This window comes from Mucilaginibacter sp. McL0603 (genome assembly GCF_049992945.1).
Lineage (GTDB): Bacteria > Bacteroidota > Bacteroidia > Sphingobacteriales > Sphingobacteriaceae > Mucilaginibacter.
Map to the genome: position 1 here is coordinate 1,279,454 of NZ_CP188251.1, position 22,635 is coordinate 1,302,088.

The following is a 22,635-nucleotide window of genomic DNA, read 5'->3' on the forward strand; positions in this document are numbered from 1 at the left end:
AACCTAATCAACCACCCCTAACATTCCATATCTTCTCCGCTTTCCTTCCGATCAGCCAGAACGAAATAGCCAGTATTGCAAAGAATAATGTATGGTTTGTACTATCCCAGAAATATTCGAAATATTTAGTGTAGATAAATATTAATAGAAAGGTGATTCCGAATTCACGGGCTATGGAATCTTTGTATTTTAAGCCATAAAGCATAAAACCACCTGCCATTGCCAGCGAGATAATACCCCAATAAAACAGGGTTATCTGTTTTACTTTCCACCAGCTATCGATAGTTCCGTAATTACCAAAAATGCTCAACAACCATAGGGATAAGAATAAGTATAGCAGGCCTACAACATAGGTAAGCTCCCAAAAACCCTCAAACCATTTACGGTTGCGCAGCAAATGACAGGCAGCAACCAATAGGATGCCGAATACAACAAAGCGCAGCGGATAATTCATTCCTAAAAAGTAATGGCTCCATTGGGTTTGATAGCCAGTTTCGGTACCGAACCAACTGCCGAGAGAGACTAATGCGAACAACCATATCAGCCGCGAATCCAAACGCCAGGCTAACAACCCATAGACGAATACGGATACCAGGAACAGAATTGAGTAATGTCCCGAACCATTATCAAAAGTTTTGCCGAGGTATGCTATACAGCAGGCGGTAAATAGTATGCCGGTAAATACAACAGCCTCGTTGCTGAACACTCTTTCGGGGAACCGTTTTTCGCGCCTGCGTCCCCACAGAAATAGAAATGCAGCCATTGCTGCGGATAAGATACTGATGAGAATGTCGGGCGTATAATAGAGTTGTTTGAGCCAGTTTACAATGGTATCATTAACGATGAGGAAGGTAAAGGAAGTAGCGCCGCAGATCAATGCTATCCAGAATGAATATTTGGCCAGGCGCATCCAATCAAAGCCTTTTACATCATAGGATTCGCGGAGTTTTACGGCTTGTTCATCATTAACTAACCCCTGCTTTTCCCAATCAGTTATGATGCGATCAAGGAAATCGCTCTCCTGCTTGTCAAGATTTAATTTTGTCATTGGTCAATAGTCATTGGTCACTGACTTCGGTTTATTAAAGGTTAACTAACCAAATATAGCATTGTTTAATCTAAAATGACTAGAGATTAGCGATAAGTGATTGGCGAATAGTAACCATTATTTAATGACCAGTGACAAATGACTAATGACCACTGACTAATGACTTTTTAAAAGTGCCATCACCGCCTCTTTATCTTTACCTAGCTGTGTGGTTAAGCCTTCTAAAGAGGTGAATTTGATATCGCCGCGTACATAGTGCAGAAATTCCATGCGGATATCCTGGGTGTAAATATCCCTGTTAAAATCAAAAATATTGACTTCAATAGTCCTCGTCATGCCGTTTATAGTAGGGCGGTGACCGATATACCCCATGCCTTTATGCTCATGCGCGTCTAATATCACCTTTACAGCAAATATGCCATCGGCCGGTATTAGTTTGTATGTCTCTTCAATCAGGATGTTTGCTGTGGGATAGCCTATCGTCCGACCTATCTGGTCTCCGCGGTTTACTTTTCCGGTGATAAAAAACGAGTACCCCAAAAACTCATTGGCCAGTTCAATTTCATCACCCAAAAGGGCGTTCCTGATACGAGTTGAACTCACAGCCACATCATGGATATCCTGCTCGGGTATCTCAACTACTTCGAAGCCATAAACAGGACACAGTTGTTGCAATTCTGCCAGTCCACCCATCCTGTCTTTACCGAAACGATGGTCGTAACCGATCACTATTTTTTTGGTGCCGATCTTATTTACTAAGATATCACGGACATATTCTTCAGCAGTCTGGTTAGAAAAATCTCTTGAAAATGGCGTGATGATCAAATGATCGACGCCAAGCTTCTCAAGTAGTTCAGCCTTCTCATCCATGGTGTTGATCATCTTCAGACCCTGGTCTTCCGGGTGCAGTATCATTCGGGGATGAGGAAAGAAAGTCAGGATCACTGTTTCGCCGCCGGATGCTTGTGCTAATTGCTTTATCCGCTCAATGATCTTGCGGTGTCCCAGGTGTACCCCATCAAAAGTACCGATGGTAACTACGGCATTTTTAACAGGAACAAATTCATCAATATTATTGTAGATCTTCATTATTGTGATTACACTGATTATTCTATGATTACACCGATTTGATATAAAGGTTGCCTCGTCACATTAAAATTCCAAATTATTCAATGGGTACTTTCAACTCCCGGATGGTATTTACTAATTCCATCACTTCCCACGCATCTTCAACTTTGAAGCCCCCACTGCGTGTTCTTCTTAATCTGGATAAGTAAGCACCGTTATTCAGCGCCTTCCCAAAATCATTCACTAATGAGCGGATGTAGGTTCCTTTGCTGCACACTACCCTAAAATCTACTTCCGGCAATTCTATCCGTGTTATCTCAAACTCGCCGATGGTTACGTTGCGCAAACGCAATTCCACTTCTTCGCCGCGACGGGCTTTTTCATAAAGTCGCTCACCATCAATCTTAACTGCGGAGTGGGCAGGAGGATATTGCTGTATATCGCCTGTAAATTGCTTGCAGGCAGCATGGATTTGCTCGGACGTAATATTATCAGTAGAGAATTGCTGTTCTGGTTCACTTTCTAAATCGTAAGTAGGGGTAACCGCGCCCAATACCATAGTGCCGGTATATTCCTTTTCTTCGGCCTGGAAAGTATCTATCTGTTTGGTCATCTTACCTGTGCAGATAATTAGCAGGCCTGTCGCCAACGGATCAAGTGTACCTGCGTGGCCCACTTTTAATTTGAGTGGTTTAAAGGCATTGCGAATTTTGCCCACTACATCAAAGCTAGTCCACTTGTAGGGTTTATTTACAAGCAATAACTGGCCTTCGGCAAATTCCTGTATGTTGGTGTACGATTTTTTCAATTAAACAATTTTGCGCAAAGGTAGGCTTTTACGTTGTTATCATAAGTTTCATTGAGCAAAAGAGATACCTTGCGTTCTTGGGTGTCTTGAAAGCTGTATTCAATGTGTTGTAGAACTCAAATTTCCTTCGATGTTCAAATCTTCAAGTACCTTTTTAAGATATGTCTTCAACTTATGTTTGTAATAAAGCATTCCTAAAAATAGGAAGCCATAAGGCACTATCCATGCAATTGCAATTATTGAATACCTGGTTGAACCATAAGTTGTCAACCATATGAACCCGCTAAACATTATTAAAAAGAATAGTACAAACCCAATCACAATGGCTCTCATTTCTCCATAAGGAATGACTTGGGCGTTAATAACAGTTGTGTTTTTATTGGTGCTGAAATTTATACTTATAGTCCCATATCCTGCATACGGAGTAAACATAGTAGGAGCGCGACTAATAGTAACTAAATCTCCCTCAAGTACAAATTTTTCATAATTAATAGTTTTGAATGTAAACCAACTACTATCTTTTTTAGCATTTTCAATTCTCTCATTTAATAAAGTAATGATGTTATTTTTAGAGTTAGCCGTTTCCAATGAATAATTTCCGTTTAATTTATCTAACCAAGCCATTTAATAAATATAAAAACTTCTAAAGGATTTGTTGAGTTTCAAACAAAAATAGCGATGAGTTTCAAACCCATCGCTACGAATATCTTAAATGTTATTTATCAACGCTATTACATAATATGCAGTGCATTACCGGCAAAGTACAGGATAATTATTACGATACCTGCAGCAATACGGTACCAACCGAATAGTTTGAACCCCCTCTTTTCTAAAAAGGTAATAAAAGTTTTAATAGCAAGCATAGCTACTACAAAAGCTATGGCACCGCCTATGATCAGGAATTTAATATCCTGGTGAAGATCAGGAGTTGAAAAGCTTCCCTTTTTATAAAAATCCCAAAGGTCTTTAACAGTTGCACCGAACATGGTTGGCACAGCCAAAAAGAATGAAAACTCAGCAGCAGCTTTACGACTTAGCTTTTGCGACATACCACCTACGATGGACGCAGCCGAACGCGAGACACCAGGTATCATAGCAAGGCATTGAAAGAAACCTATTTTAAGCGCAGTAATGTGATTGATTTTTTTCTCTTCGTCTATTGTGGGCTTGTTAAACCAGTCGTCAACAAATAATAGAATGATACCGCCTATCAAAAAGGAAACCGCTACAATTAGCGGGTTTTCGAGCCATTTATCAATATGCTTTTTAAGCAGCAATCCTAATACGACTGCCGGAATTACACCGATAACCAGTTTGAGATAAAAATCTATCGATTTAAAAAAGCGTTTGAAATATAAAACAACTACTGCCAGTATAGCGCCTAATTGAATAACGATTTCGAATAGTTTTACAAATTCATCCTTGCTGATGCCCATTAACGAGCTTGCAATAACCATGTGCCCGGTTGATGACACCGGCAAAAATTCGGTCAGTCCTTCAATAATAGCAAGGATGATAACGTGTATGATATTCATTGTGGTGTGGTTGATTGAGTTGAATAAGTTGGAACTTAATCAACTTAGTTAGCTGACGGCTTTTTTAATATCGCGAAGAATCCTAATGCAAATCCGGCCAACACAACTATTGGTGCCAGCACGATCTTGGTAGTACTGTAGATATCAGTAGTACCCGACATCAATATAAATCCGAAAGCAACTATAGCAATACTGATAATGAACCAACGGTAATTGCTCTTGTCAAAAATGAATTGTATTGGAGTAGAATTACCTTCCTTTGCCTGTGACCTTGTAGCAGAAGTTGTTTTGATTGGCGCAGCTGGCCTGGTTTGATTTTGTGCCATGTATGTCTTGTAATTATTGAATTATCGATTGAATGAATTATTGAATTTTAGTTTACCTGTAAAGATTATAAATTTTTAAACGCAGGTATTTGTTTACCGCCAGGAACGTACTGAAACCCGAAATGAAAATTCCTAAACCTAGCACGATTAAAAATACAATACCGAATTCGGTGTAATTTTGAAGTATCACCAGGTCGGGTATTTGTTTTTCGGCTAAATACAACGTTCCCATTAATATAATGATAGCGATCAATGCACCCAGTACTCCATGCCATATCCCATATAGTAAAAAAGGTTTACGGATAAAGTTTTTTGTTGCCCCAACCAATTGCATCGATTTGATCAAAAAGCGTTGCGAGTAGATAGCCAACCTGATGGTATTGTTTATCAGCGCTACAGACAGTATTACAAATATCGCTGCAAAAGCAAGAATGATCAGGCTGATAGACGTTAAGTTCTGATTCATCTGGTCAACCAATGATCGCTGATATTTTACTTCTTTAACAAGCGGGTTTTTTAATAAATCAGCCTTAAACTTGTCAATATCCGTATTGTTGGCATATTCAGCTTTCAGGTACACATCTAAAGATTGCGACAGCGGGTTATAACCTAAAAACTTAACAAAATCTTCACCTAAATCCTTTTGAAGATTGCGTGCGGCAAGTTCCTTGCTTACATATTGGGTTTGCTTAACAATGGGGTTGGCGTCCAGTTGTTTTTGCAGTTGCAGCACATCGGTTTCGTGAGCGCCTTCGTCAACAAAAATATTGAGCACGATATTTTCCTTCACATAGCGCGAAAGATTATTGGCATCAACCAGTAAAAGGCCAAGCAAACCAATCATAAGCAATACCATTGCTATACCGAAAACGGTAGAGATATAAATGGTCTTTGTTTTTTTTGACGATTCGCTTGCTTCAAATTCTTCCATACAGCTTAGATATGAGTTGTTATGTTTGAGATATGAGACTGATTTAATTTGTCACCCTATTCCACACTCAATCCTGCGAAAATAACAAACCTGCCACTAAAGGTAAAACTTTATCTGTTATTATTATTTGCAGAACCAATTGGCTGTGTGATTTTAACAAAAATTAACACCTTCAAAATATCTTCCTTACATCAACAAATCTTTTTTGTGCTTGTTAATATTAAAATTACTTAACATGACAAAACCAGCCAACTCAACCGATAAACCATCACCTGCTGATACCCCAACTCATCGCCCTCACGATAACGGTGGTAAAAGTAAGGTGCGGCATAGCGATAAAGAATATCATGCGGATAAACCTCACGGTGGTAATATTGCTAAAAAACATGAGAAGGAAGAACAACCCGTTAGTCCGATAAAGAACCCTCCTGCAGAGAAAGGAATGGAAAAAGGCAAGGTGCAACCTTAGTAGTCGAAAGTCTTGAGTTGAAAGTTAATTTGTTACTAATAATGAAGCCGCTGCTGACTTAAGACTCTCGACTTTAGACTTAAGACTTAACTATCCCTGCCGAATTAAACTGCAGATCGTAAAGCTTACGGTAATAGCCATGCTCGATTTTTAGCAATTCCTGGTGAGTGCCCACTTCTTTAATTTCGCCATGGTCCAGAACGATGATCTTATCCGCGTTTTGTATAGTCGATAACCGGTGGGCAATCACAATAGCGGTACGTCCCTGCATCAGTTTGTTTATGGCATTCTGGATCAGGATTTCTGTTTCTGTATCTACTGACGATGTCGCTTCGTCCAGTACTAATATTGCCGGGTCATACACCAGTGCTCGAATAAAAGAAATCAATTGTGCCTGCCCCGATGATAGGGTAGAACCTCGTTCCATTACATTATAATCATAACCACCCGGCAGCCGCTCTATAAACTCGTGTGCGCCAACATCTTTTGCTGCCGCGACGATCTGTTCGCGGGTTATGATCGGATTATTCAGACTGATATTGTTGGCGATGGTATCCGTAAATAAAAATACATCCTGTATCACGGTAGCTATCTGCGAACGCAAATAATCGACGTCATATTCGTGTATATCGATACCATCCACCTTTACTGTTCCATGGCCGATCTCATAAAAACGGTTCAGGATATTTATGGTCGACGATTTGCCTGCGCCCGTAGCGCCTACTAACGCCAGTGTTTCGCCGGGCTTTACGTGAAAGCTGATATTCTTCAATACCCAGTTCTCATCATTATAAGCAAACCATACTTTGTCAAAATCTATCTCGCCTCGTAAACCTACAGGTTTTAAAGTTCCGGTGTTTACGGCTACTTCATTGGTGTCTAATACTTTAAATATACGATCAGCGCCTACCATACCCATTTGCAGGGTATTAAACTTATCGGCCAGTTGCCTTATCGGCCTGAATAAAAGATTCAGCAATACTATAAACTCAAGTATCATACCAGCGGTTACCGGGTGATCATAAGTGCCAAGATTTGCCAGTTGCTCATCTGTCAAAATACGTTTGCAACCATACCAAACCAGCAAGGCCATACAAACAGCAAATAAAATTTCAACTACCGGGAAGAAGATAGAATAGTACCAGTTAGAGCGGATATTGGCATCTCGATATTTCTTGTTTACGGATTTAAACTTGCGCATTTCCTGATCCTCACGCGAGAAATACTGGATAATGCTGATGCCGGAAATATGTTCTGCTAAAAATGTATTCAGATGGGCCACCTGTGTACGCACTTCCTGGAACGATGATTTGATAGCCTCTTTAAACACATAGGTAGACATTAACAGAAAGGGCATCGGAATCAGTGTGATCAATGCCAGTTTCCAGTCCATTACAATCATTAAGATGATAATAGCCAGCACTAAGAGCAGGTCGCCAATTATAGATATCAATCCTTCTGAAAAGATATCAGCGATGGTTTCCAGATCGGATACAGTCCGGGTGATCAGCATACCAATAGGCGTACGGTCGAAATATTTGAGCCGCAAACTCATGATATGGTTAAAAATATCAATACGCAGATCGCGGATCACGGACTGACCGAGTGCATTGGTTGAAAAAGTCTGGTAGTATTGCGCAATTGTTTGTACGGCTAACTGTGCTATCATCAGCACAACCATTAGCACCAGACCGTTATAATTGTTGCCCAAAATATATTTATCCAGCGTAATCTGCATCAGTATAGGCTGCACCAATGCACTGCCGGCCAAAAAGATAGTCAGGAATGCAGCTATAATAAATGTCCTCCTGTAAGGTTTTACGTAGTGCATTACCCGTCCTAACAGATTCCAATCGAGCGCCTTACCGGTTACTTGTGACATAATACCCCCCAGCCCCCTAAAGGGGGAGCATTTAAAATTAAATATTTTAATCTTGTTTCCATTCTATTTCTATTATTCCCCCTTCAGGGGGTTAGGGGGTAAGAATATTTTACTTCCGTTAAATACAATCCGCACGCGGGGACTGACGTACCTGCATTGCTTCTGTTCTTGCTTTCAATAATTGCCCTTACGTCTTCGGGTGCAATTTCCTTTTTTCCTACTTGCATCAAAGTGCCTACTATGGCGCGTACCATGTTCCGTAAAAAACGATCGGCCGAAATATGGAACACCAGGCAATGTTCGCTATAAACCCACTCGGCCCTGGTTATTTTACAATTATTGGTAAAGGTTTGTGTGTTCGATTTACTGAAACAGCTAAAATCAGTATATTCCATAATGATCTTTGCCGCAACATTCATCAAAGCAATATCCGGCTTATCCCTTAACTGCCATGATTGATTGATCTTAAAAGGATTTTTCTCAAAATGCACATGATACTCATACGATCTTGAAACAGCATCAAACCTGGCATGTGCATCAGCATGAACAGGAATGATACGTTTTACAGCAATATCATCAGGCAAAATAGCATTGAGGCTATTTACTGTACCTATCAAATTAATTGCTCCCCCTTCAGGGGGCTGGGGGGTAAAGTGAGCATACAACTGCCTCGCATGTACCCCGGTATCTGTTCTGCCGCAACCTATGGTTTCTACCTGTTCGCGCAAAATTGTGGCCAACGCGTTATTCAATACTTCCTGCACGCTGAGTGCGTTGGGTTGTATCTGCCAGCCGTGATAATTGGTACCATCATAAGCCAGTTCAATAAAATAGCGTTGTTTTTCGGCCACGGCGCAAAGTTATGATTTGATCTATTATGTAAGAATTATCAATTACGATTTGAAAGTCATGTTTTTAACGCTAAATCCCCAATTTGGATTAAACAATTTTATCTTTGTTGTCTATTTTATTCAGATCATAATGTTACAACGTATACAAAGTGTCTACTTGCTGCTTGCTAGCCTGGTTATTTTTGCACTATTTTTGTTCCCCCTTGTCCATAATGTTTATGTTGCCAGTGTGCCATCTACGATAAAAGTTACCGGTATTTACCAGGATGTGAATGGGGCTCAGACGCCTACACAGAGTTTTGTAGCGCTTATTGCAGCAACTGCCGTGGTGGCCATATTACCGCTGGTACTGATATTCTTATACAAGAATCGCAAGCAGCAGATTATGTTATGCTATGTTTATATCCTTGTGATTTTCGGATATAGTTTTTGGGTGGCGCAAGCTGTAAAATCGGTTACAGATGAAGCGAAGCTGTCCACCAATAATTTTGGTATAGGTGCGTTACTAAGTTCTTTAAGCATTGTTTTGGTATTGGCGGCTGCCAAAGCCATACAGCGGGATGAGAAGCTGGTAAAATCGGCGGATAGGTTGAGGTAGGCCCCCTAACCCCCTGAAGGGGAAATAAAATTAATAATTTGATATGAAGAATTGGGTAAAAGTATTATTGTTTTGTTTTGCAGCGGTGGTGTTTATTGGTTGCGACAGGATCACCAAAAACCTGGCAAAGGAACATCTTATGTACCATGAGCCTATCTCTTACTTTCACAATACAGTGCGGCTAGAATACGTGGAAAATACGGGTGCTGCCTTAAGCTTAGGCGATCAGTTATCAAAGCCGGTGAGTTTTTGGTTATTAAGTATTGTGCCGCTGACATTCCTTATGATCTTATTTGCTTACACCATTAAAAATTCAAAAATTTTCAGCCCGTTGCGCATGCTTGCCTTATCACTCATTATTGCAGGCGGATTGGGCAATATCATCGACCGCTTGTTATATGATCGCCACGTAACAGATTTTATGAACGTAGGTATCAGCAACCTGCGTACCGGGATATTCAATGTAGCCGATATGTGTGTTACAGCGGGAGTGATCGCTTTTTTGATTTCCTACAAGGAAAAAAAGGATGATGATTTGAAGGCTGAGCAGGTTGATTGAAAATTGTTAAAAAATAAAAGTAGGCTTTTCAGGATACTGACGAGTATCAAAGATTGTAAGTAATTTAATTTCCTCTCTCAGGACAAAGGTTTTTGCCTTGCTCCTCGTATATTGATCAACTGGATTTGTTTTACTTTGGGTCTTATGCGATAGGTTAATATGGTAAGTCGATTTATCGGGCCACGATAAACATTTTTTTGTTTTGAAGTTCTTTGCAGGATTTCCGGATGCGTTTTTAATACCTCAAAAAAACTTTCAGTTTCAGTAATAAAATTTGTGATTTCTCTTTCCGACCAATTTTCTATCAAGTAATTAATTATGCGGTCATAACCCGCAATGGCTCTTTTGGTCCAGACTATTTCGAACGCCATTTTTGATATTTAGCCATCACTTCTTCGTGGGGTATCACCTCTCCTCTGTCTGCTTGTGCTAATCCTTCCTCTATTTCAGTTTTTTCTTCTAAACTGATCTGATCCCACCAATCTGTTTGCTCTCTTTTTTTTAGAGCGATGAAACGCTTAATCACTGAAGGCTCATTAATATCAGCCAGCCATTTGATAAGGTCCAATTTTTCAGCTTGAATATCCATACGTAAAAATCTATACCAAAAATAACCAATTATTGAGTATTTATGAAATTACTTCATAATAGAATATCGCTATCCCATTATCATCTTCATACTTGCATTATTTGAATTTAATTTTCGCCGATATATTTACCTTATTACTATCTGCCTAATGAGATTGTCAGCCCGGTCAACTACATAAAGTAAAGTATTTGCGGGATTAACTGCAAGAGAACAGGGGTTTGTAAAACGTGCAACGGTTCCGATGCCATCTGATGAACCCTCAGTAGTGCTTCCTGCAAGTGTAGTAACTAAACCCGAAGGCGTTATTTTCCTTATCATGTGATTTCCTGAATCGGCAACATAAACGTTCCCGGCCCCGTCGACAGCTACGCCACATGGGTGATTGAAACTTGCGGCAGTACTACTTCCGTCAGCATAGCCCGTTGTTCCGTTACCTGCAAATGTAGACACCAAACCTGATGCCGTAATTTTTCTTATTAAGCTATTGCCAGAATCAGCAACATATACATTTCCGGCAGCATCAACTGCCACACCGTAGGGTGCGTTAAATTCAGCGTTTGCACCGGCTCCATTTTGAAAACCGCCAAAATTATTACCAGCCAAAGTTGTCACTAAGCTTGTTGAAGATATTTTTCTAATTCGAGTCAAGTCTGCAACATACAAATTGCCTTGTGCATCTGTAGCTATTCCATATGGCTCATTAATTACAGCAGCAGTGCCCAAGCCATCCACACTTAAACCTGCTCGTCCCCCTGCAAATACGGATCCCTTACCATCGGAAGTTATTTTCCTTATAAGATTACCAAAGAAATAACTTGCATATATAGTGCCACTGTTATCAATAGCCAACCCCAGAGAATTACTAGCCGGGTTCCCCTGATTGTCAGTCAAGCCCTTTCCATCGTCTGAAAATGTTGTAAGCTCTCCTTTGGGTGTTATCTTTCTAATCGGGCTTATATTATTGTCAGCAACATAAATATTTCCTGTAGCATCAACAGCAATTCCTCCAAGGTAATTGGAGCGTGCGCCATTCCCGGTTGCAAAATCGTTTGCATTGAACAAGGTGGTGGTTTGACCGTAAAGGCTTTTAGGCGATTCGGATTTTTTTGAGCATCCAGTTACAATAAATGTACAGGCTATAAAAGAGAGTAACAAATTTTTAGATATGTTCATTGTGATAAGTTTGGTTTAGCAGGTGCAATTTATAAAAATATTGACGAATTAGTAATACCCGGTCTACAGTATTAAAGCAAAATACAGTTCATCGCTCTTTTGTCATCTTTCTTATTCCTTCGTTCAATATTTGAATTGCAAATGTAAATCCTTACCTTTGCGGCCGATTTGGCGATGTTGCCAGATTCGTTATTTTAATTCATGAACCCATTTATTCAACTGGGAATCCGTCATGATATTGTTAATGCCATCTCTGAGTTAGGATTTGAAAATCCTACACCAATCCAGGAACAGTCGATTCCGGTATTGTTAACAGGCAGCAACGATTTTGTCGGATTAGCCCAAACCGGGACCGGTAAAACAGCTGCTTTTGGACTGCCGTTATTAGAACTACTTGATTTCGAAGAAAATCATCCGCAGGCGCTTATTTTATGCCCAACTCGCGAACTTTGTTTACAGATCACTAACGATCTGAAAAATTATGCCAAAAATATGCGCAACGTAAACGTTGTTGCAGTTTATGGCGGTGCAAGCATCTCTGATCAGTTGCACCAGATCAGGCGCGGTGTGCAAATTGTTGTCGCTACGCCGGGGCGTATGCTTGATATTATTAATCGTAAAGCGATTAATTTTAGCAAGGTTAGCTATGTAGTATTGGACGAAGCTGATGAAATGCTCAATATGGGCTTTCAGGAAGATATTGACAGTATTTTGTCTACCACCCCCGAAGAGAAAAAAACCTGGCTTTTCTCGGCCACTATGCCTACAGAAGTAAGAAGGATCGCGAAAAAATACATGACCGACCCTTTTGAGCTTACTATGGGCACAAAAAACACAGGTAATGAAAACATTGAGCACGAATATTATATTGTTCGTGCACGTGATAAATACGCTGCCTTTAAACGCATCGTAGATTTTAATCCTGAGATTTTTGGTATCGTATTTTGCCGTACCAAAATTGAAACTCAGGAAATCGCTGAAGCTCTAATAAAAGACGGTTACAATGCTGATTCATTGCATGGTGATTTGTCACAACAGCAGCGTGATAAGGTGATGAAACGCTACCGTGAGCGCAGCCTGCAATTGCTGATAGCAACTGACGTAGCTGCCCGCGGTATTGACGTTAATGACGTTACACACGTTATCAACTACTCTTTACCTGACGAGATCGAGAATTACACCCACCGTAGCGGTCGTACAGCCCGTGCAGGTAAAACAGGTGTTTCTATCTCTATCATCAACGCTAAAGAATTAGGCAAGATACGCCAGATAGAAAAAACCATTGGCAAACGCTTTGTTAAAGCTGAAATACCTACCGGTTTTGATGTGGTTGAAAAACAACTATTTGCATTAGTACATAAAGTACATAATGTAGAAGTAAATGAACAACAGATAGAACAATATATCCCGCGCATCATGGACGAATTTAAGGACATGAGCAAGGAAGATATCATCAAACGTTTTGCATCATTAGAGTTTAACAGGTTCTTAGACTATTATAAGAATGCTCCAGACCTGAATGCACAGGTTGATGAAAGCCGCAGCAGGGATAGCGCAGGTACCGGTGACCGTTTTAACCGTACCGGTATGCGTTCAGACTTCACCCGTTTGTTCATCAATTTAGGTTCGGTTGACGGCTTTAGCCGCGGCGATCTGTTGGGTTATATCTGTAATACTGCAAAAATAAGCGGACGTACTGTAGGTAAGATCGACGTTAAAGGTGTGTATTCATTCTTTGAAGTACCTAATGAAGATTCTGCTAAAGTGATGGAAGGTTTCAAAGGAGCTGATTTCCAGGGACGTGATGTTAGGATAGAAATTTCTGGCGATAGCGGTAACGAAAGTCGCGGTGGCGCGTCTAACTACAAAAGGCGTGAAGGTGGCGACAGGAGAGAAGGTGGCTTCCGCAGAGAAGGTGGTAACCGTGAAGGCGGTAACAGGGAAAGAAGCAGTGCCCCAAATGGTGGCGGTGGTTTCCGCGACTTCTCAGGCAAACGCCGCGAGGATCGTTCTTCTTCTTCTTCTTCTAACAACGGCGAACGTCGCAGGAGATTTTAAGTTGGTTAATTAGTGATCGGAGATCAGTGACTAGTGTTGAAAAGTCAAACTAATCACTGATCAACAAATCTCTGATCACTCAAAAAATAAGTTTTAGTTTAGTTTAGTTAGCATGGCCTCTCGCTCCCCAAAAGTGAGGGGCTTTTGCGTTTAACGGGTAAATTCCATCACAGTTGAGTCGGGCGACAGTAGTTTCAAATTGTTATCGTCCAATTTCTGTACAACAAATTTACTATAGGGCTGATTGCCTTCAAATGAGGTAAATATGGTATCTCCTTTTACAAAATAGTCTTCGGCATATTGCAGGTCGCTGTCCATGGCAAACTTCTTGGCGGTGATCTTCAATCTTGTTTCGCCTGATTTTAATTTCCAATTGCCCTGCAGCTTGCTTTTGTGAGCGTTTGAACATGACGTAGCCAACAATAGCACTGCTAAAGACAGGTATAAAGCTGGCTGATGACATTTAAACATTGTACGGTACTTAATCATGCTCAATTGCAAAGCGCCCTGAAAAAGGGCGCTTTATGTTTTTTGTTCTATAAAATTACATCTTTTTATCCATCAACTCGGATTTTTTCAGATAAACCCGATGTCCTTTTTTATCGATGTAATAATATTCTGAGTGGTTATTGATATAAACAGTTTGGCCATTAGGGCCGCATTTGCCTTTATATTCTTTATCAACAACATCAGACGCACCTTTGGATGCTAGTTCTGATACCTTATTGCCGGTTTTTGTGGCAGTGTTATCAATCTTTTTACCGAGCGTGGTATCTTTTTGCATGGTTTTTGCCTGCGTTTGGGCAGCTGCAAATAATGCTGCGGCAAACATCGCAGTTTTAAGAATCGTTTTCATTGGTTAATGAATTAAGTTAATCTTATGCTTAACTTAATTGCCCGGCCAAATGTTTCATTTCTATTGTGGGGTTACGCTTCTCGTAAAGAATGGCATAAACTGCGCTGCAGATAGGCATAAAAACCTTGTATTGCTTATTTATCTGATGCAGGCAATTTACGGCGTAATAGCCTTCGGCTATCATGTTCATTTCTAATTGTGCCGATGTTACCGTATAGCCTTTGCCTATCATATTACCGAATGTACGGTTACGGCTAAATTGCGAATAGGCAGTAACCAGCAGATCGCCCAGGTAGGCTGATTCTTTAATGTCTCTGTCTATGGGATGTACTGCCTCTACAAAACGTTCCAGCTCACGTATAGCGTTTGATATCAAAACTGATTGGAAATTATCACCATAACCCACACCGTGACAAATGCCGCTGGCTATGGCATAAATGTTTTTTAATACGGCAGCATATTCGGTACCGTAAATATCATCTGATACAATGGTGTTAATGTAACGTGTGCTGATCATCCCGGCGAAGCAGGCTGCTAATTCGTTATCACCAGATGCTATGGTGAGGTAAGAGAGTTTCTCCAAAGCCACTTCCTCAGCATGGCATGGTCCGCTGATCACCATAAAATCATCAAAAGATATGTTGTATCGCTGATTTAAAAATTCGCCGATAATGAGGTTTTCATCCGGTACAATACCCTTTATCGCTGATATGACTTTTTTTCCAACAAAATCTTCTGGCGTGATACCCTTAAGCGCTTCCTTTAAAAACGCAGCAGGTACATTTAACAAAATAATATCGGCCTTGCTGATCAGTGATTTAAGATCGGTAGAAATATTTTGAGCAGGTACTTTGATTTCGACAGAGCTCAGATAATTGGGATTGTGCCCGAATTGCTGCACATGCTCAACAGCTTTGGCATTACGCATCCACCAGAAAATTTCTTTTTCAACCGGGTTATCCGTCAGCATTTTAATATTAGCTGTTGCCCAGCTGCCTCCGCCCGCTACTAAGATCTTATATTTTTGTTGATGCATTGATTGATGTGCAAATATGTCCGCCTACTGGCGGATACAAATGTGCGAATTTAATATGCAGATGTGCAAATAATGTGCAGATGTGCGAATATGCAGATGTGCAAATGGTTTTGATGTGCGGATGTGCAAATATGCAGATATGAAAATGATAGCAAATAAAAAAGCCTGCGTAAAACGCAGGCCGTATTGTTGTCTTTTATAACCTATTCAATCTTCACCATCTGCACATCTACTCATCTGCATATTTGCACATCAAAACGATCTGCATATTTGCACATCAAACCATTTTGCACATTATTTCGCATCAGGATTAAACAGTTTCGATTTATCCACTTTATCTACTTCCATCTTATCACTCAATACCTTTGAGATAGCGGTGTATGGAGCCGAAACCACTTCTTCGCCACCTTTTAAGCCTGAAAGTATCTGGATGTATGAATCATCCTGTATACCTGTGGTTACTGCAATCTGTTTTACTTTGCCAGCGCTGTAAACAAACACAAACTCTTTTGAAGGTGCTGTAATTTTAGCCTTATTGGTGCTTCCGTTGCTATCATCCGTTTTATCAGGATTGTTCTTTTCTTCACGGGTGGTTACTGCCTGTATAGGTACCGAAAGGGCCTTTGCATGATTAGTTTGAATATCAACAGTGGCAGTTAATCCCGGACGGAAAGGTGAGGGGTTAGTAGCTGTTTTATTCAATAGCGCGATGTAAGATTTTGGATCGATCCTCACCTTGACAGTAAAGTTGGTCACCTGATCGGCAGTAGTACCTACCACGTTGGCAGCGCTGCCTATTTCGATCACAGTACCTACAAATGTTTTTCCCTGGAAAGCGTCAACCTCGATCTTCGATGAATCGCCAAACGTAATGCGGTTGATATCATTTTCGTTTACATCCACATTTACATCCAACTGGTTAAGATCAGAAATGGTCATGATCTCTGTACCAGCAAACTGTTGAGTACCTAATACACGCTCACCTTTCTGAATAGATAGTTTTGATATTACACCATCAACCGGGGAATAGATGGTTGTTTTATCCAGGTTTGCCTGCGACTCTTTAACGGATGCAGCTGTTTGTGCCAGACCATAATTCGACCCAGCTACATTCTGTTTGGCTGCCTCTAGCTGCGCCTTGGCACCTTCATAATTTGCTTTTGCAGCATCAAATTCTGATGCGGTCAATACTTTATTATCAAAAAGTACCTTATCACGTTTATAGATAGCCGCCTGATTCTCATAAGTGGCTTCTGCTTGTTTTAGTAATTGTTCTGTGTTACCAACTGATGCTTTTTGCGAGTTATAAGCAGCAACTGTACGATCATAATCCGATTTCAAAATATCCGGTCTGATACGGCAAAGCAACTGGCCTTTTCTAACCACATCACCTTCCTTTACCGGTAAATCAACCACCTCGCCAGATACTTCGGGACTTATCTTTACTTCAACATGTGCTTTGATCTTACCGCTTGCTGATACGGTTTCATTAATAACCCTTGTATCTGCTTTTTCAGTTGCGATCTGTGTTTTTGGTGGTTTACCCCACCATCCGGCCATTTTACCTGCAACGTAAATTACAACTAAAGCTCCGAGCGTTATTAAAACATATTTAGTAGTCTTTCCCATTTTTATATAATTTCTAAATTCTAATATCTAATTAAATCCTAAACCCTAATTTCTAAACTCTAAACTCTAATTTCTAAACTCTAAACCCTAAATTCTAAAACCCGAAGTTTAGCAACTAATCACTGATCTCCAATCACTGGTCACTAACCTAAAGCGTTATTTGGTTACCCAGGTAATAATCGATCACCTTGCTTCTGAATATCATGGTGTACCTCGCTTCTATCATATCATTTTGTGATTTGTTATAGTTGGTAACAGCCGTGTTATAATCCAATGTATTTACAAAGCCTGCATCATAACGTTGCTTGGTTACATTCAAAGCTTCCTTGTTTGATTCGTAGGTTTGCAAGGCTGATTGATAGCTTTTTTCTGCAGCATGCAGATCAAGCTCGGCCTGTATAATGGTTTTGCTTAATGTGTTTTTTGCAAGGCGTGTGGTAACCTCTGCATATTCATAGTTTAATTTAGCCTTGCGTACTGAAGTACGTGTAGTAAACTTATTGAAAATAGGTATCTGCAGATTTAGACCAAAAAACTGGTTAAAGTTGGCATTGAAAAACTGGTTATAAAAAGTAAGCGGAACCTGGTTAGAATAGCTGGAGCCTGTGCCTCCGTATAATAACAGTGTTGGGTAATAACCACCCTGTGCCACTTTTATCGCTTGTTTATAACTTTCTTGCTGTATTTCGGCCAGCTTGATATCCGGGTTTATACTAAATGCGGTCTTAATTACTTCATTTGCATTATAATCGGTTTTTATGTCAGTTAATTTGCTGATGTCCGGTTTTTCAATAGCGATGTCCGTTGTTGGATCCATCTCCATGTATTGTTTCAGAATCAGGACAGCCAAATTAACCTGGTTTTGTGCAGTAGTCAAGTTTAGCTCAGCCGTAGAGAGCTGTGATTGAGCCTGTGCAAGATCGGCCCGTGTAGCATTACCCTGGTCATAGTTTTTCTGTGCCCTATCCAGTGTTATTTTTGCAAGATCTATCTGTTGGTTAGCAGCAATTACCAGGTCCTGGTCGGTAAGTATAGCCAGGTAATCTGTAACCACATTTAGCAGCAGGTCGTTCTTAACCTTGGCAGTGGCTGTTTTATCTGCATCCAGCAAAATCTTGTTCTGTAGTATCTGGTTATGCAATTGGCGACCTTGAAAAAGTATGAAGTTTGCCTGTAAACTCCCATTAATATTAAGGGTAGATGAGGCATAAGCTAATTGCCCTGCAATTTGTGTTTTACCAAAGTAATAGCCTCCCTGCGGATTGGCGCTTACGCTTGGCAATTGATTATACTTGCTTTGCTCATAATCTTCGTTGGCCAGCGCTTCGGTAATTTGCGATTGCTTAATAGTGAGGTTGTTTGCAAGGGTAAGGTCGACAGCTTTTTGTAAACTAATTACTTGTTGCGCTTTTGCTGTTGTAAAGCTAAAAGCTAAAAGCCCAAAACTGAAAGCTATAAAGTGTATCTTTTTTAATCTTGATATGAATTGTGTCATAAGGTTATTCCGAATATTTTTGAGATATGTGATATGAGATGTTAGATTTGAGACATTGTTCTTAAGATTGCTTAATTATAGTCTATTTATTCATTTGTCTCAAATCTCATATCTAAAATCTTTCGTCTAATTAAATGTACCTGGTAAAAACACCCTGGCTGCTTAAAAAGCTATATTCCAATTTAATATGGAACCAAAGCCGTAATAACCATTGCATTTATCTCACTTTTGACGACGGCCCTATACCGATTGTTACACCGTTTGTTTTAAATATTTTAAAACAATACAATGCAAAGGCCACATTCTTCTGCATCGGCGATAATGTGAGCAAGCATCCTGATGTTTTTGAACAGGTAAAAAATGCAGGTCACAATATAGGAAATCATACTTATAATCACTTAAAAGGTTGGAAAACTGATGATAAAACCTATTTTGATAACTTCCTGAAAGCAGATGAACAATTACACACCAACCTGTTTCGTCCACCTTATGGGCGCATCAAAAAGTCTCAGATCAAGCTCCTTAAAAAAGCTAAACCTGATCTGAACATTATTATGTGGGACGTATTAAGCGGCGATTTCGATATCAACCTAAAACCCGAAGCCTGCCTGCAAAATGTGTTGAAACATACGGAGAATGGATCGATAGTAGTGTTTCATGATAGTTTGAAAGCATTTGAGAGGTTGGAATATGTTTTGCCGAGGGCGATGGAGGAGTGGAGCAGGAGAGGGTATGAGTTTAGCCCCCTGGCTCCCTAAAGGGGAACGATTTTTAGCGGGGAAATAACTGCAATTTTGAAGATAATCTAATTAGTCGTAAATTTATATTTTACGATAAGACAGATGCAAACAATAACAGTGGATATCCTTAACGAAAATGCGTTGAATTTATTGAAGGACCTGGAAACACTAAAAGTAATAAAGTTACGGGGAGTTAAAGACGAAAGTGATGCCGGCTCGAGAGATGCTATCAAAAGTTATAAAGGTTTGATGTCCAAACAACCTATTGAAGAGATAGAGCGACAGCTAAAAGATTTACGCAACGAATGGGATTAAAATACCTTTGGGATACAAATACGGTTGTCCATTATCTTCAGAAGCAGTTTCCGCCGGCCGGCGAAGAATTTATTGATAATACTTTGAATAAATATCAACCTGCTATATCGGTTATTACTGAAATTGAACTGTTATGTTGGAAAAAAGCTACCGAAAGCGACAGGGTACTTATAAACAATTTTATATCTAACGCTATAGTGCATCAACTGAACCAAAATGTTAAGCTGAAAACAATCGATATAAGAAAAAAATATGGATTGAAGCTCCCTGATGCAATTGTCGCAGCCTCTGCCCTGGCAAACAATCATATTTTAATTACCAACGACGTTGCAGACTTTGATAAAATATACAAACTAAAGGTTATAGATCCTTTTAAATTGGTTAAATGATAATCTTTTTTAGTTAATCAGTCCTTTCTAACAAAATACCAGTCAAATTTATAATAAACTAACGGCTGCTCATCTTCATAAATTAAGGTGTCATTAGTTAGTTTTAAAACAATATACTTAGTTCGTTTTGTAGAATCTTGATTAGGGGGTAATTTTTTTCCATTAATGGTTGATATTTCCATTCCCAACTTTGTTTGGTCCGAATTGAAGAACCAAGTGCCTGTTATTTTAAATTTAGATTGATGTTCATTAACCAACTCTTTGTAAGTTCCGTCTTTTTTAAAAAAAAGTTCATGCTTAGAAGGACCAATTGCTGTTAGTGAACGTGAGGTATTTTGTTTATAACCGAATGATATCCATTTATGGCAAAGTAATGTTTTTCGATCATCATCTGATTTCATCGATAACAGTATGACGGATAAAATAACAATGATGTATTTTTTCATGATCAAGAAGGTTTAGACTCTCAAATATAAAAATTCTGTGATTGTTTTATCACAGATAGGGGAAGTAGTAATAGCCAACGGCAATGAACTTATAATAATAAAAAATTGCCACCCCATTTCCAGAACGGCAATAATAAAGTAAAAATGATTCGATAATAATTATAACCCTACCAGTGAGTCCTTTTCATTAGCTGCTGGATTGTAAGGGTTTACCCTTTTAGCCATGTGCTCGCTGCTCAGGTTGGTAGTGTTTAAGCAGGCTGAATAATCATAGCCAAATGCAGCTTCAGTTATTGTACCTTCAATATCGGCTTTTGCATGATCGTTCAGTTTCATATTTACCGAGTAAGCATCCATATTTAATTGGGCGGAAGCATTATCGTATAAATTAACATTTAATTCAATGGATGATAATTTGCCGAACGATTTTGCCTGTGCATTGTCATAAACAGACAGGTTGCATAGGTTGCTCACAGTTATCCAAACCACCAATTTTTCTGCTTTGTAAGAAGATATTTTAAGTACGCCGTTTTGGTTTTGCACCAAAGCGTTTTCTGAATAATAGCTGTTATAAACTTTTACATTGTCGGTTATCCCGTCCGACAGGTACAGTTCAACATTGCCATGTACCTCTATTTTGCTGATGTGGCTGATGTCGTTCAGAACTGTAATTTCGTTATGACTTTTATCGCCGGCAAATGCTGCCTGGCTGATACCCAGCACTGATGATAGTGCTATTGCGAGGGTTAAAATTGACGTTTTCATCGTGTTGATATTTTAATGTCTGATAGATTTTTATTCGTTTTACAGGAGTATGCCAAAATTGATACCCATAAAATAAATATCTCATTATCAATTAATTAAAATTTAATAAACTACTGGTACTGTACGATAGCGTACAGTCTTTGTGCGCAGGCGGACGATTTGCTGTCGGAGATTAGTAGTAAAATTGAAATCGGAAAGATGTGTTATTTTTTACCAAACAGTGATTTTAACAATGAGGTTTTTGTGCTGGTGTGCGTTGCTGGTAACAGATCAATATCTAAAGTTGGCAGTTTTTTAAGTTGTCTTGATCTTGCTATTAATTCTTTTGTATGAGACAGGAATTTTTCTTTATCACTTAACAAGTTTAATAAATGGGCCGACACCTTCTGTCGTTCAAATTCGTAGTCATACTCGCACTTTTGCCTGGCAAGTTTGTTTAGAAAGTATTTTGCCTTTTTTGTATTCCCGGTCAATCCATAAAGTATCCCCAGGTCAAAATGATGCCAGGAATCATCCGGGTATCTCCTTTTGATATTATCAATAGCAGTAGATATATCTTTGAATTCTTCTTTCAGGCTTTGAGTTTTTTTGATGACATGATCACAATAATTACCTACAATTTCTATAAATTGCTTTTCATCTTTAGCGCCGCTAAACCCTTTTTCACGGTATCCATAGCTAAAAGCTAAATGATTGCTTGGATAAAAGTTAAGATTAACGCCGATATTCAGGTAGCTTCCTTTGTCCCACGCAGAAGGCTGAAATTCGATCATTATAACATACCATCCGCTATCGTATAGAAATGTTCGGGACGCGCCCTTTTGAATAATGCTATGAGATTTTAACCGATCCCTGGCTATATTTTTAAGAAGCTTATTATGATCAAAACTTGTCTCCATAAATTATGCACTAAGTAAACAATATTTTGGATATACTTATTCAAAAAAAATGAAAACGGAGGCCAACCAATCCCAGGTAATCTCTAGCCACTAATCACTGAGCCCTAATTTAGAACATCTCCAAATTATATTTAAACAAATTGCTGACATCAATTAGCTGCAATTTTCAT

At 39.5% G+C, this 22,635-nt stretch carries 27 protein-coding genes; 7 read left to right on the forward strand and 20 right to left on the reverse strand.

Features of this window, described 5'->3' with window-relative positions:
* Positions 1 to 7: 7 nt before the first annotated feature.
* The 7 genes from ACPPVU_RS05970 to ACPPVU_RS06000 all read right to left on the reverse strand — a co-directional run bounded on the left by ACPPVU_RS05970 (position 8) and on the right by ACPPVU_RS06000 (position 5,716).
* The gene (locus tag ACPPVU_RS05970; protein WP_426670771.1) at positions 8 to 1,048 is read right to left on the reverse strand and encodes a DUF2157 domain-containing protein; all 1,041 of its coding nucleotides are present in this window, start codon (positions 1,046 to 1,048) and stop codon (positions 8 to 10) included.
* A gap of 156 nt (positions 1,049 to 1,204) precedes the next feature.
* Positions 1,205 to 2,137 (reverse strand): bifunctional riboflavin kinase/FAD synthetase, encoded by a 933-nt coding sequence (locus tag ACPPVU_RS05975; RefSeq protein ID WP_426670772.1) that lies wholly within the window; start codon positions 2,135 to 2,137, stop codon positions 1,205 to 1,207.
* Positions 2,138 to 2,213: 76 nt separating this feature from the next.
* Complete coding sequence (gene truB, locus ACPPVU_RS05980; RefSeq protein WP_426670773.1) at positions 2,214 to 2,924, reverse strand: tRNA pseudouridine(55) synthase TruB; 711 nt, start codon at positions 2,922 to 2,924, stop codon at positions 2,214 to 2,216.
* Positions 2,925 to 3,023: 99 nt separating this feature from the next.
* Complete coding sequence (locus tag ACPPVU_RS05985) at positions 3,024 to 3,548, reverse strand: hypothetical protein (protein WP_426670774.1); 525 nt, start codon at positions 3,546 to 3,548, stop codon at positions 3,024 to 3,026.
* A gap of 107 nt (positions 3,549 to 3,655) precedes the next feature.
* A complete protein-coding gene (locus ACPPVU_RS05990; protein WP_426670775.1) occupies positions 3,656 to 4,459 on the reverse strand; it encodes an undecaprenyl-diphosphate phosphatase in 804 nt (267 codons plus the stop codon).
* A gap of 44 nt (positions 4,460 to 4,503) precedes the next feature.
* A complete protein-coding gene (locus ACPPVU_RS05995) occupies positions 4,504 to 4,785 on the reverse strand; it encodes a DUF3098 domain-containing protein (RefSeq protein WP_426670776.1) in 282 nt (93 codons plus the stop codon).
* A 52-nt stretch (positions 4,786 to 4,837) separates the two neighbouring features.
* Positions 4,838 to 5,716, reverse strand: coding sequence for a cell division protein FtsX (locus ACPPVU_RS06000; protein WP_426670777.1), 879 nt, complete (start codon positions 5,714 to 5,716; stop codon positions 4,838 to 4,840).
* Positions 5,717 to 5,951: 235 nt separating this feature from the next.
* Between ACPPVU_RS06000 and ACPPVU_RS06005 the strand changes: the two genes are divergently transcribed.
* A complete protein-coding gene (locus ACPPVU_RS06005) occupies positions 5,952 to 6,185 on the forward strand; it encodes a hypothetical protein (protein WP_426670778.1) in 234 nt (77 codons plus the stop codon).
* A 79-nt stretch (positions 6,186 to 6,264) separates the two neighbouring features.
* On the opposite strand, the gene ACPPVU_RS06010 is transcribed toward ACPPVU_RS06005, so the two are convergent.
* Both ACPPVU_RS06010 and truA read right to left on the reverse strand, forming a co-directional pair.
* Positions 6,265 to 8,067, reverse strand: coding sequence for an ABC transporter ATP-binding protein (locus tag ACPPVU_RS06010; protein ID WP_426670779.1), 1,803 nt, complete (start codon positions 8,065 to 8,067; stop codon positions 6,265 to 6,267).
* 83 nt (positions 8,068 to 8,150) lie between these two features.
* Entirely contained in the window at positions 8,151 to 8,918 is a 768-nt protein-coding gene (gene truA, locus ACPPVU_RS06015; RefSeq protein ID WP_426670780.1) for a tRNA pseudouridine(38-40) synthase TruA, read from the reverse strand.
* Positions 8,919 to 9,048: 130 nt separating this feature from the next.
* Between truA and ACPPVU_RS06020 the strand changes: the two genes are divergently transcribed.
* Both ACPPVU_RS06020 and lspA read left to right on the forward strand, forming a co-directional pair.
* The gene (locus tag ACPPVU_RS06020) at positions 9,049 to 9,516 is read left to right on the forward strand and encodes a DUF4293 domain-containing protein (protein WP_426670781.1); all 468 of its coding nucleotides are present in this window, start codon (positions 9,049 to 9,051) and stop codon (positions 9,514 to 9,516) included.
* A 43-nt stretch (positions 9,517 to 9,559) separates the two neighbouring features.
* Positions 9,560 to 10,075 carry a signal peptidase II gene (gene lspA, locus ACPPVU_RS06025; protein ID WP_426670782.1) on the forward strand — a complete coding sequence of 172 codons (516 nt, stop codon included), beginning with the start codon at positions 9,560 to 9,562 and terminating at the stop codon, positions 10,073 to 10,075.
* Positions 10,076 to 10,152: 77 nt separating this feature from the next.
* Here the strand turns inward: lspA and ACPPVU_RS06030 are convergent, their stop codons facing one another.
* The 3 genes from ACPPVU_RS06030 to ACPPVU_RS06040 form a co-directional block, all read right to left on the reverse strand.
* Positions 10,153 to 10,446, reverse strand: a complete 294-nt coding sequence (locus ACPPVU_RS06030) for a type II toxin-antitoxin system RelE/ParE family toxin (RefSeq protein WP_426670783.1) — start codon at positions 10,444 to 10,446, stop codon at positions 10,153 to 10,155.
* The gene (locus ACPPVU_RS06035) at positions 10,431 to 10,664 is read right to left on the reverse strand and encodes a hypothetical protein (RefSeq protein WP_426670784.1); all 234 of its coding nucleotides are present in this window, start codon (positions 10,662 to 10,664) and stop codon (positions 10,431 to 10,433) included. The genes ACPPVU_RS06030 and ACPPVU_RS06035 overlap by 16 nt, the downstream gene beginning before the upstream one ends.
* Positions 10,665 to 10,790: 126 nt before the next feature.
* Positions 10,791 to 11,837: a hypothetical protein gene (locus ACPPVU_RS06040; protein WP_426670785.1), complete on the reverse strand. Its 1,047-nt coding sequence runs from the start codon at positions 11,835 to 11,837 to the stop codon at positions 10,791 to 10,793.
* 201 nt (positions 11,838 to 12,038) lie between these two features.
* Here ACPPVU_RS06040 and ACPPVU_RS06045 point away from each other — a divergent pair, with 201 nt between their 5' ends.
* Positions 12,039 to 13,895 carry a DEAD/DEAH box helicase gene (locus tag ACPPVU_RS06045; protein WP_426670786.1) on the forward strand — a complete coding sequence of 619 codons (1,857 nt, stop codon included), beginning with the start codon at positions 12,039 to 12,041 and terminating at the stop codon, positions 13,893 to 13,895.
* A gap of 150 nt (positions 13,896 to 14,045) precedes the next feature.
* On the opposite strand, the gene ACPPVU_RS06050 is transcribed toward ACPPVU_RS06045, so the two are convergent.
* The 5 genes from ACPPVU_RS06050 to ACPPVU_RS06070 form a co-directional block, all read right to left on the reverse strand.
* A complete protein-coding gene (locus ACPPVU_RS06050) occupies positions 14,046 to 14,384 on the reverse strand; it encodes a hypothetical protein (protein ID WP_426670787.1) in 339 nt (112 codons plus the stop codon).
* Between the two features lie 55 nt (positions 14,385 to 14,439).
* The gene (locus tag ACPPVU_RS06055) at positions 14,440 to 14,751 is read right to left on the reverse strand and encodes a hypothetical protein (RefSeq protein WP_426670788.1); all 312 of its coding nucleotides are present in this window, start codon (positions 14,749 to 14,751) and stop codon (positions 14,440 to 14,442) included.
* Positions 14,752 to 14,779: 28 nt separating this feature from the next.
* A complete protein-coding gene (locus ACPPVU_RS06060; RefSeq protein WP_426670789.1) occupies positions 14,780 to 15,787 on the reverse strand; it encodes an NAD(P)H-dependent glycerol-3-phosphate dehydrogenase in 1,008 nt (335 codons plus the stop codon).
* Between the two features lie 294 nt (positions 15,788 to 16,081).
* Positions 16,082 to 17,416: an efflux RND transporter periplasmic adaptor subunit gene (locus ACPPVU_RS06065; protein WP_426670790.1), complete on the reverse strand. Its 1,335-nt coding sequence runs from the start codon at positions 17,414 to 17,416 to the stop codon at positions 16,082 to 16,084.
* 148 nt (positions 17,417 to 17,564) lie between these two features.
* On the reverse strand, positions 17,565 to 18,911 hold the full coding sequence (locus ACPPVU_RS06070; RefSeq protein WP_426670791.1) for a TolC family protein: 1,347 nt from the start codon (positions 18,909 to 18,911) through the stop codon (positions 17,565 to 17,567).
* Positions 18,912 to 19,045: 134 nt separating this feature from the next.
* On the opposite strand from ACPPVU_RS06070, the gene ACPPVU_RS06075 reads away from it, so the two are divergent.
* The 3 genes from ACPPVU_RS06075 (at position 19,046) to ACPPVU_RS06085 (ending at position 20,355) form a co-directional block, all read left to right on the forward strand.
* Entirely contained in the window at positions 19,046 to 19,669 is a 624-nt protein-coding gene (locus ACPPVU_RS06075; RefSeq protein ID WP_426670792.1) for a polysaccharide deacetylase family protein, read from the forward strand.
* Between the two features lie 84 nt (positions 19,670 to 19,753).
* The gene (locus ACPPVU_RS06080; protein WP_426670793.1) at positions 19,754 to 19,966 is read left to right on the forward strand and encodes a hypothetical protein; all 213 of its coding nucleotides are present in this window, start codon (positions 19,754 to 19,756) and stop codon (positions 19,964 to 19,966) included.
* Positions 19,957 to 20,355, forward strand: coding sequence for a type II toxin-antitoxin system VapC family toxin (locus ACPPVU_RS06085; protein ID WP_426670794.1), 399 nt, complete (start codon positions 19,957 to 19,959; stop codon positions 20,353 to 20,355). The genes ACPPVU_RS06080 and ACPPVU_RS06085 overlap by 10 nt, the downstream gene beginning before the upstream one ends.
* A 17-nt stretch (positions 20,356 to 20,372) precedes the next feature.
* Here ACPPVU_RS06085 and ACPPVU_RS06090 read toward each other — a convergent pair whose 3' ends face one another.
* The 3 genes from ACPPVU_RS06090 to ACPPVU_RS06100 form a co-directional block, all read right to left on the reverse strand.
* Complete coding sequence (locus ACPPVU_RS06090; RefSeq protein WP_426670795.1) at positions 20,373 to 20,801, reverse strand: hypothetical protein; 429 nt, start codon at positions 20,799 to 20,801, stop codon at positions 20,373 to 20,375.
* Positions 20,802 to 20,960: 159 nt separating this feature from the next.
* Positions 20,961 to 21,566, reverse strand: a complete 606-nt coding sequence (locus ACPPVU_RS06095) for a GIN domain-containing protein (protein ID WP_426670796.1) — start codon at positions 21,564 to 21,566, stop codon at positions 20,961 to 20,963.
* Positions 21,567 to 21,769: 203 nt separating this feature from the next.
* Entirely contained in the window at positions 21,770 to 22,465 is a 696-nt protein-coding gene (locus ACPPVU_RS06100; protein ID WP_426670797.1) for a hypothetical protein, read from the reverse strand.
* Positions 22,466 to 22,635 lie beyond the last annotated feature (170 nt).

What these genes read in the sequence shown, in the direction of transcription:
- ACPPVU_RS06030 (WP_426670783.1), bottom strand. Translation starts at nt 10,446, where the DNA reads ATGGCGTTCGAAATAGTCTGGACCAAAAGAGCCATTGCGGGTTATGAC.
- ACPPVU_RS06040 (WP_426670785.1), bottom strand. Translation starts at nt 11,837, where the DNA reads ATGAACATATCTAAAAATTTGTTACTCTCTTTTATAGCCTGTACATTT.
- ACPPVU_RS05985 (WP_426670774.1), bottom strand. Translation starts at nt 3,548, where the DNA reads ATGGCTTGGTTAGATAAATTAAACGGAAATTATTCATTGGAAACGGCT.
- ACPPVU_RS06080 (WP_426670793.1), top strand. Translation starts at nt 19,754, where the DNA reads ATGCAAACAATAACAGTGGATATCCTTAACGAAAATGCGTTGAATTTA.
- ACPPVU_RS06000 (WP_426670777.1), bottom strand. Translation starts at nt 5,716, where the DNA reads ATGGAAGAATTTGAAGCAAGCGAATCGTCAAAAAAAACAAAGACCATT.
- ACPPVU_RS05975 (WP_426670772.1), bottom strand. Translation starts at nt 2,137, where the DNA reads ATGAAGATCTACAATAATATTGATGAATTTGTTCCTGTTAAAAATGCC.
- ACPPVU_RS06085 (WP_426670794.1), top strand. Translation starts at nt 19,957, where the DNA reads ATGGGATTAAAATACCTTTGGGATACAAATACGGTTGTCCATTATCTT.
- ACPPVU_RS06065 (WP_426670790.1), bottom strand. Translation starts at nt 17,416, where the DNA reads ATGGGAAAGACTACTAAATATGTTTTAATAACGCTCGGAGCTTTAGTT.
- ACPPVU_RS06010 (WP_426670779.1), bottom strand. Translation starts at nt 8,067, where the DNA reads ATGTCACAAGTAACCGGTAAGGCGCTCGATTGGAATCTGTTAGGACGG.
- ACPPVU_RS06035 (WP_426670784.1), bottom strand. Translation starts at nt 10,664, where the DNA reads ATGGATATTCAAGCTGAAAAATTGGACCTTATCAAATGGCTGGCTGAT.
- ACPPVU_RS05995 (WP_426670776.1), bottom strand. Translation starts at nt 4,785, where the DNA reads ATGGCACAAAATCAAACCAGGCCAGCTGCGCCAATCAAAACAACTTCT.
- ACPPVU_RS06050 (WP_426670787.1), bottom strand. Translation starts at nt 14,384, where the DNA reads ATGATTAAGTACCGTACAATGTTTAAATGTCATCAGCCAGCTTTATAC.
- lspA (WP_426670782.1), top strand. Translation starts at nt 9,560, where the DNA reads ATGAAGAATTGGGTAAAAGTATTATTGTTTTGTTTTGCAGCGGTGGTG.
- ACPPVU_RS05990 (WP_426670775.1), bottom strand. Translation starts at nt 4,459, where the DNA reads ATGAATATCATACACGTTATCATCCTTGCTATTATTGAAGGACTGACC.
- ACPPVU_RS06090 (WP_426670795.1), bottom strand. Translation starts at nt 20,801, where the DNA reads ATGAAAAAATACATCATTGTTATTTTATCCGTCATACTGTTATCGATG.
- ACPPVU_RS06005 (WP_426670778.1), top strand. Translation starts at nt 5,952, where the DNA reads ATGACAAAACCAGCCAACTCAACCGATAAACCATCACCTGCTGATACC.
- ACPPVU_RS06095 (WP_426670796.1), bottom strand. Translation starts at nt 21,566, where the DNA reads ATGAAAACGTCAATTTTAACCCTCGCAATAGCACTATCATCAGTGCTG.
- ACPPVU_RS05970 (WP_426670771.1), bottom strand. Translation starts at nt 1,048, where the DNA reads ATGACAAAATTAAATCTTGACAAGCAGGAGAGCGATTTCCTTGATCGC.
- ACPPVU_RS06045 (WP_426670786.1), top strand. Translation starts at nt 12,039, where the DNA reads ATGAACCCATTTATTCAACTGGGAATCCGTCATGATATTGTTAATGCC.
- ACPPVU_RS06070 (WP_426670791.1), bottom strand. Translation starts at nt 18,911, where the DNA reads ATGACACAATTCATATCAAGATTAAAAAAGATACACTTTATAGCTTTC.
- ACPPVU_RS06100 (WP_426670797.1), bottom strand. Translation starts at nt 22,465, where the DNA reads ATGGAGACAAGTTTTGATCATAATAAGCTTCTTAAAAATATAGCCAGG.
- ACPPVU_RS06060 (WP_426670789.1), bottom strand. Translation starts at nt 15,787, where the DNA reads ATGCATCAACAAAAATATAAGATCTTAGTAGCGGGCGGAGGCAGCTGG.
- ACPPVU_RS06075 (WP_426670792.1), top strand. Translation starts at nt 19,046, where the DNA reads ATGTACCTGGTAAAAACACCCTGGCTGCTTAAAAAGCTATATTCCAAT.
- ACPPVU_RS06020 (WP_426670781.1), top strand. Translation starts at nt 9,049, where the DNA reads ATGTTACAACGTATACAAAGTGTCTACTTGCTGCTTGCTAGCCTGGTT.
- ACPPVU_RS06055 (WP_426670788.1), bottom strand. Translation starts at nt 14,751, where the DNA reads ATGAAAACGATTCTTAAAACTGCGATGTTTGCCGCAGCATTATTTGCA.